Source organism: Rugosimonospora acidiphila, assembly GCF_039543385.1.
In the GTDB taxonomy this organism is placed as follows: Bacteria; Actinomycetota; Actinomycetes; order Mycobacteriales; family Micromonosporaceae; genus Rugosimonospora; species Rugosimonospora acidiphila.
This window is the reverse complement of record NZ_BAABJQ010000007.1, coordinates 1-13147: the sequence shown is the minus strand read 5'-3', so window position 1 is coordinate 13147 and position 13147 is coordinate 1. Positions and strand designations below refer to the sequence as shown.

Sequence of the window (13147 nt, the reverse complement as noted above, 5' to 3'; positions counted from 1 at the left end):
TCACCATGCTCCTTGGCCGTGTGGTGGCGGGCGCGTCGCCCAGCCGGCGGCATCCGCCCGACGCGCCTGGATCTCGGCCTGCAGCCTCTCGGGTGCCGACAGTGCCTGCGACAGCGCGGCCTCGGCGGTGTCGCGCGCGGCCCGCAACGAAGCTGCGGCCACCGCCAGAGCCGCCTCGATCTCGGTGCTGTCCTGGCGCCCCAGCCAGTCGGAGTCCGCGGTGCAGGTGATCATGGCACCCGCGGTGAGCCGCAACCGCCCCGCGGCCGCGGCCCCGAGGTGCTCCCCTTCCGCGGCCGCGACGAGGTCCCCGACGCTGCCCATCGCATCCGTGGTCGCGAGGAGCTGATCGAGCATCGCGTCTGTCCAGATAGGACCATTCGACGGCTCGGCTCGGTCGGCGGCGGGTGCGGCGGGAGGGCGCATGGGAATGCCCGGCGGCGGTCCGGCGGAACCCTCCAGGTACTCCATCACGGACCTGATCTGCTCGACCGACCGAGTGACGTCGGCGGTTCCGGCCACCTCGAAACTGGCCAGGGCGGCGTTGCGGCACGCCTCGTCCACGGCCGGGGCGAAGCCGTCGACACCGAGGGCGCTTCGCCAGTTGGCGGCGACGGTGAACGCCTGCGGCAAGCCATCCTCGCCGAGGCTGACCCGAATGGTGTCGGTGCTGTCCGCGCCGTGAAACGGCGAAGGAACGCTCGCCCGCGCGTCGTCAATCAACCGCCGCAGGGCCGGAAGGCCGGCTTGTGCGCGCTCCACGAAGGCGGCGATGTCGTCGAACTCATCCGGCATCTCGGCCCTCTCCCACGACAGGAACTCGCCGGATGAGTCTAACGTCACAAACGATTCACTCGCCAGTTGCGCTTACGGCCCCGGCGGGCCACCGAGCTGCCGACGAGTACCCCGAAGACCACGACAACGCCGGCGCCGGCGATCCACGCCGCCGCGATCGTCAACCCCTGGCCGGTCTGCACGGGTGCGGCGACGGGCGCCATGCCGGCCCTGGGCGAGGATCCCGCACCCGCCTGTCCGGGCGCCACTCCCGCGGGTTCGGCCAGTGACCCCACCGCCCGCGCCGGATCGACGACGCCGTACCCGACGTCGGAATTCCACTGCTGCGCGGGATGCTCCGCGGTCTGCTCGATGCGTTGGGTCACCTGATCCGGGGTCAGATCCGGGTAGTAGGCGCGTACCAGCGCCGCGACCCCGGAGACGTACGCCGTCGCGAAACTGGTTCCGCCGTCGGCGCTGAACAAGAAGCCGCCGCCCTGGGGTGAAGGTCCCGCGATCCGCACTCCCGGCGCGGCAACGTCGACGTAGTCACCCGATGTCGAACTCGACACGTGCCGGTCCTGCATGTCGACGCCGGCCACGCCGATCACGCCGGGGTAGGCCGCCGGGTACGTCTGCTGGCCGGGCTGTTGCGAGGTGCCCTCGTTGCCCGCCGCGGCTACGACCACGACATGCTGATCGATCGCGTGCCGCACGGCCGCCGCGAGGTCCGCGTTGGGCTCGGTGGTCAACGACAGGTTGATGACGTCGGCGCGGCCGACGTCGACCGCCCAGCGGATCGCGTTGGCGATGCGGTCGGACAGGTCGCTTTCGAATGACCGTTGCTGGTCTCGCAGCACACGCACCGGCACGATCGTCGCTTCGGGTGCGACGCCGTAGAAACGGAACCCGCCGCTGACGGTTTCCCGGCCGGCGATGATGCCGGCGATGAGCGTGCCGTGACCGTTCTCATCGCACTGGCCCGGGCCCGCGGTGGGGTCCACGTAGTCGATGCCGGGCGCCACCTTGCCGCTGAGGCTCGGCGACGCCGGCGATACGCCGGAGTCGATGACCGCGACCGTGACGCCGGCGCCCTCGGTCAGTGGCCACGCGAGGTCAGGACGCAGCCGGGTCAGGCCCCAGGGAGCCTCGACCAACGGCTGCGTCACTACCGGTCCGCACGGCTGGGCACGAACCTCAACCGGCGTGGGCGCACCCACCGGTGCACCGCCCGTCGCACCCAGCAGCCCGACGACCATCAGCGCGCTGACGAACCCGCTCACGCCGCAACGCTACAACGTTGGCCCGATGACGGCTGCGGTCAGGGGTTCACGCCGCCGAATGCCTTCGCGAACTGCACATCGTCGCTCACGTTGCCCTGGACGATGCTCCGGGCCGCGGCCGCGAGGTTGTTCTTCCTCGCCTCCAGTTCCATGGCGAGCTTCTGGTACTGCTGCAGCTGCGACATGAACGCGTTCTTCGTCTCGCCGTCCGTCTCATTGAGCTTGCCGGTCACCTGGCCGATCAGCGCCTCGAGCCGCGCGTGCATCTCCGTGGCGAGCTTAGCCATCTGGTTCGCGTCGGCCTCTGCCGCCGCCGGGTCTTTGATTGCGACGTCCGGTCCAATAGCCATTCGGTCCTGCTCTCCCTAAGCCACGTCCGCCCGACAGCGGGCGACCCGTTACCTGTTGATGACGCCGCTGATGCTGTTACCGCCGATGGCGTTGGTCAGGTTCTTCTTCGCTTGCTCACCGCTGGCTTGCACCTGGTTGCTGGCTTCACCCAGCGTGGTGTGCAACTGCGTCAGAAAGTCGCGCATCTGCTTTGTCTTGCGCGAAAGCTCGTTGATCCCGTCGGTGAAAACCGCGACCTCCGTGCTTCCCCAGTTGTTCGGCAGGTTGTTGGCGATCTGTTGGTACTTCGCCTGGTCACCATCCTGCTGTGTCTGGAAGTCGTCCATGAACTTCACGCAGTCGCGAACCTGGGGAATCGCGAAGCTGAGGTTGGCCATTGCCCCTCCACCTCGATGGCACATCGGCACCTAACGCGTCTACTCCAGACACGTCGATCTACATGCTACCGCTGGTAATGGGCAGCGGAAAGGGCTACGTCGCAGGCCACGCAACCGGCTCCAGCCAGGCGGTCTGAATCAGGTTGATGCCATCGCTGCGCCGCACGAGCACACCCCGACCAGCGGGTTGCGGCGTCGGCCTGACGTTCCCGACGATCGCACCCTCCTGCGGGTTGCCCGACATCACCAGCCCGGGCATGTCCAGCTCCTGGAGCTTGCCGAGCACGGCGTCGTAGGACGCCCGTCCGGCACCGCCACTGCGCCGAGCGACGACGAGGTGCACCCCGATGTCGCGCGCCTGCGCCAGCAGGTCGGCGAGCGCGGCGATGGGATTGTTGCCGGACGATCCGGCGACCAGGTCGTAGTCGTCGACCAGGACATAGATGTCCGGGCCCTTCCACCAACTGTGGGTGCGCAACTGCTCGCTGGTCACGTCGGGGCCGGGCAGCCGCTCGGCCAGCGCCGCCGCCAGCTCGTCCATCACCTCTTGCGCCACCTGGGCCGACGGCGCGTACCGCAGCAACTGCTGGCCGGTGACCACGTCCAGCAGCGTGCGCCGGTAGTCGACGATGACGAGCATCGCCTCGTCCGGCGTGTTGCGCTCGACGATGCCGCGGGCGATCAGCCGCAGCAGGTTGGTCTTGCCAGACGCGGCATCCCCGAAGATCATCAGGTGCGGCTCGTCGTCTGGGGCGAGATACACCGGGGCCAGGTAGGTTTCGTTGACGCCGATCGGGATCGCCGGAGCGGGCCGATCGGCCGATTCGGACAGCTCATGGGCGGCCAGATTCCGGGGCAGCAGGCGCACCCGCGGTGCGGGCGCGTGCGGCCATGCGGCACGCGAGCGGGTGACGAGGTTGGCGGTGGCCTCGGTCAGCCCGTCATCGCCCTCCGTACCGTCGATGCGCGGCACGCCGACGAGGAAGTGCATCCGCTCGGGTGAGATGCCGCGACCGGGGCTGCTCAGTGGCACGTTCACCGCCGTGCGACGGTCGATCTCCGAGTCGCTCGGGTCACCCAGCCGCAGCTCCAGCTTGGTCCCGTAGAACTCGCGGATGTTGTAACGGATTTCGCCCCACCGGCTGGCGGTGACCACGATGTGCACGCCGAAGCCGAGGCACCGCGACAGCAGGCTGGTGATGATCTCGTCGAGGTCGTCGTGCTCTTCACGGATGAGGCCGTACCCGTCCACGATGAGGAACACGTCGCCGAACGGGTCGTCGGCGAACTCGCCGGCCGCCCGCCGGTCCCGGTACTCGTCGATGGACGCGACACCGGCCGCGGCGAAGCGCGCCTCCCGGTCCTCGACCAGCGCGCTCACCTCGGCCACGGTGCGCCGCAACGCTTCCACGTCGCGGCGCAACGCTACCCCGGAGACGTGCGGCAGATCCTGCAGCGCGCGCAACGCGCCGCCGCCGAGGTCGATGCACATGAACTGCACCTCACGGGGGCTGTGGGTCAGCGCGAGCGAGGCGATCAGCGTGCGCAGCAGGGTGCTCTTGCCGGCCCGCGGGCCACCCACGATCGCCACGTTGCCGGTGGCGCCGCTGAGGTTCACCACGAGGGGATCGCGGCGCTGCTCGAACGGGCGGTCCTCGATGCCGACGGGCGCCACCAGGCGGTACCCCTGCCGCCAGGCCGGCGCGATCAGCCCGGTGCGTTCGTCGGTCACCAGGTTGCCCAGCAGCATGTCAAGCGGCGGCGCCTGGTCCAGTACCGGCAGCCACACCTGGTGGGCCGGTACGCCATGCCCGCGCAGCCGCCCGATGATGACATCGAGCATGCTGACCGACCGTCCGGTGTCCTGCTCCGACCCGGGCTCCATCGCCTCCGGCTCGACCACCTGCTGTTCGGGCACGTACCCGACGCTGTACGGCACGATCCTCGCGGCACCGTTGACGGCCGACAGTCGCCGGAACGGGCTCTGCTCCCGGTACGGGCCGGACACGTAGGCGGCCCGGAAGCGCTGCATCGTCTGCGTGCCGACCTTGAGGTACCCGTGCCCGGGCGCGTTCGGCAGCTCGTAGGCGTCCGGCACACCCAGCACGATGCGACTTTCCATGGCCGAGAAGGTGCGCAGCCCAATGCGGTACGACAGGTGCGTGTCCAGGCCGCGCAGCCGGCCCTCCTCGAGCTGCTGACTGGCCAACAGCAGATGAACACCGAGCGAACGGCCGAGCCGACCGATCATGACGAACAGGTCGATGAAGTCCGGCTTCTCGGCCAGCAGCTCGCTGAACTCGTCGCAGATGATGAGCAGGCTCGGCAGCGGCCGCAACGGCTCACCGGCCTGCCGGGCGAGCTCGTACTCATGCCGCGAGACGTAGTTGCCCGCCGCCCGCAGTAGCTCCTGACGCCGCACCAGCTCCCCGGAAATGGCGTCCTGCATCCGGTCCACCATGGACAGTTCGTCCGCCAGGTTGGTGATGACCGCACTGACGTGCGGCAGCACGTCCATCGACGCGAACGTCGCGCCACCCTTGAAGTCCACCAGCACGAAGTTGAGGTCGTCGGAGGCGTGCGTGACGGCCAGCGAGGTGACCAGCGTGCGCAGCAGCTCGCTCTTGCCCGAGCCGGTCGCGCCGATGACCAGGCCGTGCGGCCCCATCCCGCCGAACGCCGCCTCCTTGAGGTCCAGTTCCACGGCCGACCCGTTCGGCGCCACGCCCAACGGGATGCGCAGCCGGTCGCGCGGGGCGCGCCGCCGCCACGACACCTCGGGGTCGACCGCGGCGGCATCGCCGAAACCCAGCAGGTCGGGTAGCTCCATGACGCGGGCTGTCGCCTCGACCGTGTCGCTCACGTAGCGCGACAGTCGGTAGGGTGCGAGGCCGCGGGCGATGCCGGAGGCCTGCTCGACACTCAGCCGGTCGGGCCGGCCCAGCGGGGTGCTGCGCTCGCCGCGATCGGCAGTGACCATCTCCTCGGCGACATCCAGAGTCAGCAGCCACCGGCCGGCGTCATGCGGAACCGCGCCGGCCAGATCCAGCACGGTGCTGCCGTGCACTCCGGCGCCCTGCAGGAGGCTCGCGACCGGCACCTCCCCACCGTCGAGCACCACGAGCAGGTGGGGTGAGCCCGTCAACGGCATGGCGTCCGGCGAATGCTGCGGTCGCCCGCTGACCTCCTCACCGAGGGCCGCCTCGAGGTCGCCCATCGAGGTGTAGAAGAGCCGCACCGACCCGGCCCCGTCGCTGTTGCGCTCGTCCTGGGCATGGGGCAGCCACTTCACCCAGTCCCAGTCGTCGATGTGCTCCGGCGCGGCGACCACGGCCACGCGTGCGTCGTCCGGGGAATGAAACGTCGCGAACTGGCAGATCATCGCTCGGGTCAGGCCGAGAATGGCGTCGCGCTCGCCGCGCAGCAGCACCCGGCTGAAGGCCCGCAGCTGGATCGCCAACGGCAGCTCCGGCACCGCGGAGTGCGTCCGGACGAACTGGCGCAGCGCGATCGCGGTCAGCGGTTCCAGATCCTCCACCGGCCGGGTCTCCGGCGCCGTGATGGCGACCGACAACCGCTGCGCGCCCTCGGCGACGCGGACCTCACCGAAGTCGTTGTCGCTGCTGCGCCGCTCCCACATCCGCCCGGACACCGGCACCGACCACAGGGCGTCCGGTGCCGGATGGCGCCACAGCAGCGCGGTGCGCTGCTGTGACGCGGCCCGGCGCACCTGCCGGCGCGACTGCGCCAGATACCGCAGATACTCGCGGCGTCGGGCGTCGACCTCCGCCTTCTTGTTGCCCTGGCCCGACGCGAAGGACGTCACGGCCATGCCGAGCATGGAGACGCCGAACATCGCACCGACCACATAGGTCAGGGCGCCGCCGCCCCGGGTGGAGTACATCAGCGCCATCGCCCCGCCCCCGCCGAGCATGGGAAGCAGCATCAGGTACTGCAGAGCGTTGCGGGCCAGCGGCTCGGCGAGCTCGGGTGGGGACTCCAACGCCAGCTCCCCGCGGGGCAGCGGCGGGACGGGCAGCCGGGGTGGCCGGCGAAACAGCGTAGTACCCACGACCAGCACTCCCACAGTCAAGGAACCGTAAGCACCCTACACGGCAGGCTGGGCCTAATATATGCAGGCATTCCGATGAGGGGAGTGGGTGCATGGCCAGCCTGCTCAGCAGGGTCACGATTGTCGCGCCACGCGGTCGCGTCGACGTCGCGCTGCCCGCCGACGTACCACTGGTCGATCTGTTGCCCACGCTGCTGGAGGCATCCGGCGGCGCGGCCGAGAACCCGGGCCGGCGCGGCGGCTGGGTGCTGTCGCGGATGAACGGTGACGAGTTCGACAACTCGCGCACCCCGGCCCAGTTGTCGGTCCGCGACGGCGAGCTGCTCTACCTGCGGCCGCGCGGCGAGGCCGGACCGCTGATGGTCTTCGACGACCTCGTGGACGCCCTGGCCAGCGGCACCCGCGACCGCCGCGGCCGCTGGGTGCCGCAGACCACCCGCCTGGCCGGCCGCATCGCCGCGATCCTCGCGGTGGCGGGCGGTGCGGTCGCGCTTCCCTTCGCCGGCCCGCCGTACCTGTTCGTCGGGGTGACCGGTCTCGCTTTGACCGTCATCCTTCTCGTGGTGGCGATGGTCTTCACACGCGCCCTCGGCGAGGCGTGGACCGGCACCGCCTTCGCTCTCGTCGCGACGGTGTACGCCGGGGTCGGCGGGCTGTTCCTGCTCGCCGGCGACCGTTCGGCGAGCCAGCTCACGCTCGCCCACGTCGCGGTCGCGGTGACCGCGGCGGTGATTGCCGCGGTGCTCGCCTCGGCGGGGGTGCCCACGGCCGCGCCCATCTTCCTCAGCGCGGGTGTCTGCGCCGTGGCGGTCTTCGCCGCGCTGGGCATCTCGGCCGCGATGGGTCGAGGTGTCGCCGCCGGAGCGTCGATCACGGTCGCCCTGGCGTACGCCATCCTGCCCGTCATGCCGATGCTCGCCTACCGGTTCGCCGGCCTGCCCCGGCCCTCCGTGCCGACCGACCGGGAGCACCTGCGACAGGAGAACGAAACCGTGGACGCGGCGCGGGTGCTGCACCTCGGGCAGCGCGCGGACTTCTTCCTATCGTCCATGCTCGGCACGCTGTCCATCGTCAGCGCCGCCGCGGCCGTCCTGGTCGTCTCCGCGGGCGGCCGCGGCCTCGCCATGGCCGGGGTGCTGGTTCTGCTGCCGATCCTACGCAGTCGCTGGTTTCGCGGACGCACCCAGCGTATTCCCCTGCTCATCACCGGCGGCACCGCGCTGACCGCGGTCGCGGTCACCCTGTTCGTCCAGGCCGGTCAGGTTCAGCGCCTGCTGGCGGTGCTCGGCGTGGCGCTGGTCGTGGCCGCGGCGAGCATCGGGTTCGGACTCGCCGGTCAGCGCCCGCAATCCCCGCCGTGGACCCGGTTTCTGGACATCGTGGAGACCGTCCTCATCCTCGCCCTGCTACCGCTGGCCGCGTGGGTCAGTGGTGTGCTCGACGCGGTGCGCGCGATCCGCGGCTGAGCCCGCCCGTACGGCTCAGCCGATCACATCGCCCGGCAAGTCACGGTCGCCAGGCCGCGAACCGAAGATGTTCTTGTCGTCCTCGACAAGCCTCGTCCCGGTCTCACCCGCGGCGTCGCTCGGCACCCCGCCACCGCCGACGCCGCCCGGCATCATGCCCATGGCGCCGGCCCCCGCACCGGCCAGGCCCGCCCCGTCGCCCGCGCCGGCCAGCCCCGCGGCCGCGGTGGAGCCCGGCGGTTGCCCGACCATGGCCTCGGGCGACACCAGCGGTCCGAGGCCGCCACTGCCGAGCCCGCCGGCACCGGCGCCGAGCGAGCCGACGCCTGCCAGGCCGGTCCCGCCGCCCTTGGGGAGCGGACCGAGGCCGCCCTTGGGGAGCGGACCGAGGCCGCCCGTGGGGAGCGGGCCGAAGCCGGTCGCGCCGCCACCGCCGAGGCTGGACGTGTCGAGGTCGGGCACGCCGCCGAGTTGCCCCAGATCCCCATCCGTGCCGGAGGAATCCAACGCCGAGGTGTCCGGCATCTGTACGTCGTTCGGATCAAGATTGCTGTTCAGCGCGCTGGTATCGAGCCCGGGCGGCGGAGTGGCCGTCGGCATCATTGGCGTGCTCACTCCGGTCGACAGCGCGTCCGTGGGCAGCTGCTTCGACCCGGCACCGCCACCGATGCCCGAGCCGGTCCGGCTCGCCCCGCCGACCTGCGGTGGCGCGACCCTGTTGCCGGTACCGATCCGGCGGGCGTCGGCCGCGTAGTTGTCCAGCAAGGAGACCCGCTCGGAGTCCGCGGTCTGCATGTAGTCCTGGTACCAGTACCAGAAGCGTTGCCCCAGGTTGAATCCGACTTCGGCTTCGCCCGACCCTTCGATCGTGGTCCACGGCATCCGGTTGTAGAACTCGTTTGTCTGGTACTCGGTCAGCTGACCGGAGGAGTCGAACGTCGTCCTCCTGTGCGTGGCCTCGTCCTTCACCCAGGCTGGAATCGGAATCTTGCCGACCGTGCCGTCCAGATGGGCGGCGGCGTCCTGCAGCCCCACCACGATCCGGCGATTGTCCATGATCAGGGTGTGCAGCATATTGCTGATTTTGGCGAGGTGTTCGACGAGGGCGTCCGCGCCCTGGCCCGCCCACGACGCATGGCCGATGTCCTGCTTGAGCTTGGTGACGCTGTCCTGAATGGTCTCGAGATCGTTGAACACGGCCTGCCACTTGGCCGCCGACTCACGGAGGTGATTACCGCTGCTGCCGACGACGACCCAGCTGACGACCTCTTCCCACGACGGCATCAGGCCCGCCGACCACCGGACGCCTTGGGCGCCGGACGCAGGGGCGGCGTGTGCGGCGTCTGGCCGCTCGGCCGGGCCGATTGGGGATTGAACGCCGCGTCCAGCTGCTGCTGCAGCCGCTTCGTGTTGTCCTGGCTGTTGTCGTGGACGGACTTGGCGACCCGGTCCATGGCGGCGGCGGTGTTCTTCAGGCAGGTCTGCAGGTCGTCGAGGCTACCGCGCACGTTGTTGTGCACGCTTGCGGTGTTCCTGCCCAGCGTGTCGACCACATTCTCGCCGGACGCGGCTTCCCCCGCCCGCGGGTCGGCGAACGGATTCGCCTCCCGGGTACCCACCCGCAGCGGCTTGTCCGCGTCACTCACCTCCACCCGCACCCGATCAACCATCTGCGCCAGGGTTTTCAGGTAGGCGCTGACCTGTGCGAGTTGGGTGACGTCGATGGCGAGGCTCTTTGAGAGCTGGTCGAACGACTGCGTCGACTGCCCCTGCTGAAGTCGGGTCGGAGTCGGCTTGCTGGGAAGGGTCATCAGGCCAGTACGCCATCGTTCGTGTCCGGGATGTCGCCGGCGGCCCAGACGTCCTCGTCGTCCTCGCTCAGCTGGCGCCACGCGGTGGACTCCCGCTGCTGGCCGCCCGCGCGTCCACCCGCGCCCGTAGGCGCGCCACCGACTCCCATCACGGAGCCGCCGCCCGTCGTGGACTGGCCGATCAGCGCCGGTCCCGCGGCGATCGGCGCCTGGTTGGCGCCGCTCAACGCGGACACACCCGCCGCGGCGGTGCCGCCACCGAGCGGGGTGATGCCCGACGCGCCGAGGCCCTGTGCGGCACCACCCATCGGGTCGACACCAAGCTGCCCCGCGCTGGCCAGACCGAACGACGGGGTCGCCCCGCTCAGCTGTGTCGCGTGTCCCGCGCCAACCGTCGCGGACACGTTCGCCAACCCACTGGTGGGGATGGAAGCGGAGGTCGACAGCGAGCCGCTCGTCGGCAAGGTGCCCGTGGACGGCGAGCCGCTCGTCGGCAGTGTGCTGGTCGACGACGAGCCGCTCGTCGGCAAGGTGCCGGTCGGCAGCGTCCCGGCCGGCGGTACGGGGGCGAGGTTGGGGTCCGTCGTGGTGGCGCTGGTGCCCTGGGCGGCCCCGACGACGAAGCTCACCACGTCCAGCGCGGTCTTCGCGAGGCTGAGTTTCACCGTGATGTCCTGGGCGTTGACCTGGAACACGACCGTCTGGATCTGCTCGTTGAACTTCGCCGCCTGCGCGATGTAGTAGGCCGAGTCGACGGTCGGCTTGAGCATCGCCGGACCCGGCGTGACGACACCGGTGTTGAGGTCGACCAAAAAGCCCTGGGATTTGGCCAGCGTGACGAGGCTGACCAACCGCGCCTTGGCCGCCTTCATGGTCTGACCCTGCGAGTTAATCATGTTGGCGGTCTGCGTCACGCCGCTGGTGAGCTGCGCACCCTGGGAGATGAGCTGGGTCGCCTGACTGTTCTGGGCCGTCTGCGCCCGGCCCGAGAGCTGGTTGGTCAGGTTCGCGCCGCTACCAAACAGGCCGCCCGCCGTGCCGAGAACCTGTGCCGACGCCCCGAGCTTGACCATCGCCGTGTCCTGGAACGTCTCCGGTTTGGACATCCAGATGTCATGGAAGGTTATGAACACGCCGACCCCTCATCACCTTGTACCGGCCGGAGCTAGCTGACCGCCGGCGCCGGATCCATCACCTGACGAAGCTTCTTCGCCGCCTCCACAGAGCCGGCCCGGGTTTCGTTGACCAACCGGGTCAACTCATCCGCCTGGGCACGGATCCGTTTAGCGATGGTGCTGCTCACCTGGCCGAGCTGCTCCCCGTTGAGCTGCGCCTGGAACGCCGACGAGAACCCTGGATTCATCGCGGCGGCGAGAGCTCCGGAGCTATGCAGCTTGGTGGCCTGTTGATCGTACTGATCCGCCGCAGCGTACAACTCCTTCGCCTTCTGCGCGGCACCGTCGCAGTCGGTCAGCAGCGCCGGATTGAGGTTCGCCACGGAGGCATCTGGTTGCATGATCAGCCCCTGATCCAAGATGACGGTGGATTATATTGTTCCACCATGGAGCCTGGGTTGTCGATGAACCCAACTGAAGATCCGTTAGCCGACTTCTTCACGCCCGAGGACTTTCCGCCGGTCGACGCCGACGCGGAGCAGGAGGTCCCGGCCCAACTGGAGCGCCTGAAGTCGGCCAGCTACACCGGACGCGACCCGGAGCACCTGGTCAGCGCGGTAGTTGACGGCGACGGCATGGTGACCCGCATCCGGTTCGCCGGCACCGCCGTCACCCGCGCACCGCAGGTCGTCGAGCGCGCCGTCGCCACTGCGATTCAGGCGGCGCAACGGCAGGTCGACGCCGCGGCGCGGGCCGCCGTCGGAAAGGCGTTCCCGCACCTGGGCGCGGCGCCTGAAGAAGACGAGTCATACGGGGGAATCGAGATGGCCGTCGGCCCGACGGCGCACACCGGGGACGGCACCGATGCCTGAGATCGACCGGAAAGGCCTCGCCGAATCCCTACAGCAGATCAATCAGGCGCTCGCCGACCTGGCCGCGCAGACGGGCCGGCTGGCCGGGGCCGTGGTTAACGGGCGAAGCGACGACGAGAGGGTACAAGTACGGGTCACCGACGGATGGCGAACGGTCACGGTACGGCTGCGCGAGGACACCTTCCGCAGCTACGACCTGGCCACGCTGGGCGACGTCGTGACCAGGACGATCCGCGACACGCAGCAGCGCGCGCGGGCGGCGTTCGAACGGGCCGCCGAGCAACTCGAGGATCCCCGGTTCGACCACACCGAGCTCGGACTGCGCCGGCTGGAGTCCGAGTAGCACCCTTGTTGCCCCGATCGTGGATCGGCGTGAACCGAACCTGGCCGCGCTGCGTGGTGTTCGTGTAGCGGTGCCACGCCGTGCGATGCCCGAGCAGCAGGGCGCCCGCACCGTGGCGACGCTATGTCATACCCGGCGAGATGGCGTACCCGGCGGTGTCCCATGAGGATAGTGAGGTGCTCGCGCCATTGCGACGGACGCGTCGCCCAGGTGCGCCACCGGTGCGTGGCCATCGGTCGCCGATGACCGAACCGAGCCGATCCACTTGCGACCGATGGACCAATACCGTCAATCTCATGGGTACCCCGAGTCAAGAAGGGGACGACAGACAACGACGCCTCCGCTCTTCCCAGTCCGAGCCACAGGCGCCCGCTCCATCGCAGCGATCTATGCGGAGACGTGGATGACACCACGACGAGCAATCGACCTGGGCTACTCTGGCCTGTCACCTCGAGTCCTGAGGCTCCCGGACGGCGCTCGTCATCGCGTGACTCGACTGACGCGGCGTGGACGATAGCAGCGTCGCATCCATACTACAAGCTGTAGCGTAGTCGGCGTGCAGCACTTCATTGTCACCTTCGGGTACCTCGCGGTATTCATCCTGATGCTCGCCGAGTCGGCGTGTATCCCGATCCCGTCCGAGGTAACCATGCTGTTCGCTGGAGCCCTGGCGGCCGGTGCGA

General features: G+C 69.7%; 12 protein-coding genes. 3 read left to right on the top strand and 9 right to left on the bottom strand.

What is annotated here, in order from left to right; translation table 11 throughout:
• The 5 genes from ABEA87_RS14085 to eccCa all read right to left on the bottom strand — a co-directional run bounded on the left by ABEA87_RS14085 (nt 1) and on the right by eccCa (nt 6857).
• A complete protein-coding gene (locus ABEA87_RS14085; protein ID WP_345629640.1) occupies nt 1-795 on the bottom strand; it encodes a hypothetical protein in 795 nt (264 codons plus the stop codon).
• A 44-nt stretch (nt 796-839) separates the two neighbouring features.
• On the bottom strand, nt 840-2057 hold the full coding sequence (gene mycP / locus ABEA87_RS14080) for a type VII secretion-associated serine protease mycosin (protein ID WP_345629638.1): 1218 nt from the start codon (nt 2055-2057) through the stop codon (nt 840-842).
• Between the two features lie 38 nt (nt 2058-2095).
• Nucleotides 2096-2407, bottom strand: coding sequence for a hypothetical protein (locus tag ABEA87_RS14075; protein ID WP_345629636.1), 312 nt, complete (start codon nt 2405-2407; stop codon nt 2096-2098).
• Between the two features lie 48 nt (nt 2408-2455).
• Nucleotides 2456-2785: a hypothetical protein gene (locus ABEA87_RS14070; RefSeq protein WP_345629635.1), complete on the bottom strand. Its 330-nt coding sequence runs from the start codon at nt 2783-2785 to the stop codon at nt 2456-2458.
• Between the two features lie 94 nt (nt 2786-2879).
• Nucleotides 2880-6857 (bottom strand): type VII secretion protein EccCa, encoded by a 3978-nt coding sequence (gene eccCa / locus ABEA87_RS14065; RefSeq protein WP_345629633.1) that lies wholly within the window; start codon nt 6855-6857, stop codon nt 2880-2882.
• Nucleotides 6858-6949: 92 nt separating this feature from the next.
• Between eccCa and eccD the strand changes: the two genes are divergently transcribed.
• A complete protein-coding gene (eccD, locus tag ABEA87_RS14060; RefSeq protein ID WP_345629631.1) occupies nt 6950-8323 on the top strand; it encodes a type VII secretion integral membrane protein EccD in 1374 nt (457 codons plus the stop codon).
• A gap of 15 nt (nt 8324-8338) precedes the next feature.
• Here the strand turns inward: eccD and ABEA87_RS14055 are convergent, their stop codons facing one another.
• From ABEA87_RS14055 to ABEA87_RS14040, 4 genes are read right to left on the bottom strand one after another with little or no spacing between them, the layout of a single operon-like run.
• On the bottom strand, nt 8339-9607 hold the full coding sequence (locus tag ABEA87_RS14055) for a hypothetical protein (protein WP_345629629.1): 1269 nt from the start codon (nt 9605-9607) through the stop codon (nt 8339-8341).
• The gene (locus tag ABEA87_RS14050) at nt 9607-10134 is read right to left on the bottom strand and encodes a hypothetical protein (protein ID WP_345629627.1); all 528 of its coding nucleotides are present in this window, start codon (nt 10132-10134) and stop codon (nt 9607-9609) included. Before ABEA87_RS14050 ends, ABEA87_RS14055 begins: the two co-directional genes overlap by 1 nt.
• Nucleotides 10134-11240 carry a hypothetical protein gene (locus tag ABEA87_RS14045; protein WP_345629626.1) on the bottom strand — a complete coding sequence of 369 codons (1107 nt, stop codon included), beginning with the start codon at nt 11238-11240 and terminating at the stop codon, nt 10134-10136. Before ABEA87_RS14045 ends, ABEA87_RS14050 begins: the two co-directional genes overlap by 1 nt.
• 59 nt (nt 11241-11299) lie before the next feature.
• The gene (locus ABEA87_RS14040; protein WP_345629624.1) at nt 11300-11668 is read right to left on the bottom strand and encodes a hypothetical protein; all 369 of its coding nucleotides are present in this window, start codon (nt 11666-11668) and stop codon (nt 11300-11302) included.
• A gap of 45 nt (nt 11669-11713) precedes the next feature.
• On the opposite strand from ABEA87_RS14040, the gene ABEA87_RS14035 reads away from it, so the two are divergent.
• Together ABEA87_RS14035 and ABEA87_RS14030 are read left to right on the top strand one after the other, a co-directional pair.
• The gene (locus tag ABEA87_RS14035) at nt 11714-12121 is read left to right on the top strand and encodes a YbaB/EbfC family nucleoid-associated protein (RefSeq protein ID WP_345629622.1); all 408 of its coding nucleotides are present in this window, start codon (nt 11714-11716) and stop codon (nt 12119-12121) included.
• On the top strand, nt 12114-12464 hold the full coding sequence (locus tag ABEA87_RS14030) for a YbaB/EbfC family nucleoid-associated protein (protein WP_345629620.1): 351 nt from the start codon (nt 12114-12116) through the stop codon (nt 12462-12464). The genes ABEA87_RS14035 and ABEA87_RS14030 overlap by 8 nt, the downstream gene beginning before the upstream one ends.
• Nucleotides 12465-13147 lie beyond the last annotated feature (683 nt).

Bases quoted from the DNA above. Each gene is read 5' to 3' on its own strand.
- ABEA87_RS14085 (WP_345629640.1), bottom strand. From the start codon at position 795: ATGCCGGATGAGTTCGACGACATCGCCGCCTTCGTGGAGCGCGCACAA.
- ABEA87_RS14075 (WP_345629636.1), bottom strand. From the start codon at position 2,407: ATGGCTATTGGACCGGACGTCGCAATCAAAGACCCGGCGGCGGCAGAG.
- ABEA87_RS14070 (WP_345629635.1), bottom strand. From the start codon at position 2,785: ATGGCCAACCTCAGCTTCGCGATTCCCCAGGTTCGCGACTGCGTGAAG.
- eccD (WP_345629631.1), top strand. From the start codon at position 6,950: ATGGCCAGCCTGCTCAGCAGGGTCACGATTGTCGCGCCACGCGGTCGC.
- ABEA87_RS14055 (WP_345629629.1), bottom strand. From the start codon at position 9,607: ATGCCGTCGTGGGAAGAGGTCGTCAGCTGGGTCGTCGTCGGCAGCAGC.
- ABEA87_RS14050 (WP_345629627.1), bottom strand. From the start codon at position 10,134: ATGACCCTTCCCAGCAAGCCGACTCCGACCCGACTTCAGCAGGGGCAG.
- ABEA87_RS14045 (WP_345629626.1), bottom strand. From the start codon at position 11,240: ATGTCCAAACCGGAGACGTTCCAGGACACGGCGATGGTCAAGCTCGGG.
- ABEA87_RS14035 (WP_345629622.1), top strand. From the start codon at position 11,714: ATGAACCCAACTGAAGATCCGTTAGCCGACTTCTTCACGCCCGAGGAC.
- ABEA87_RS14030 (WP_345629620.1), top strand. From the start codon at position 12,114: ATGCCTGAGATCGACCGGAAAGGCCTCGCCGAATCCCTACAGCAGATC.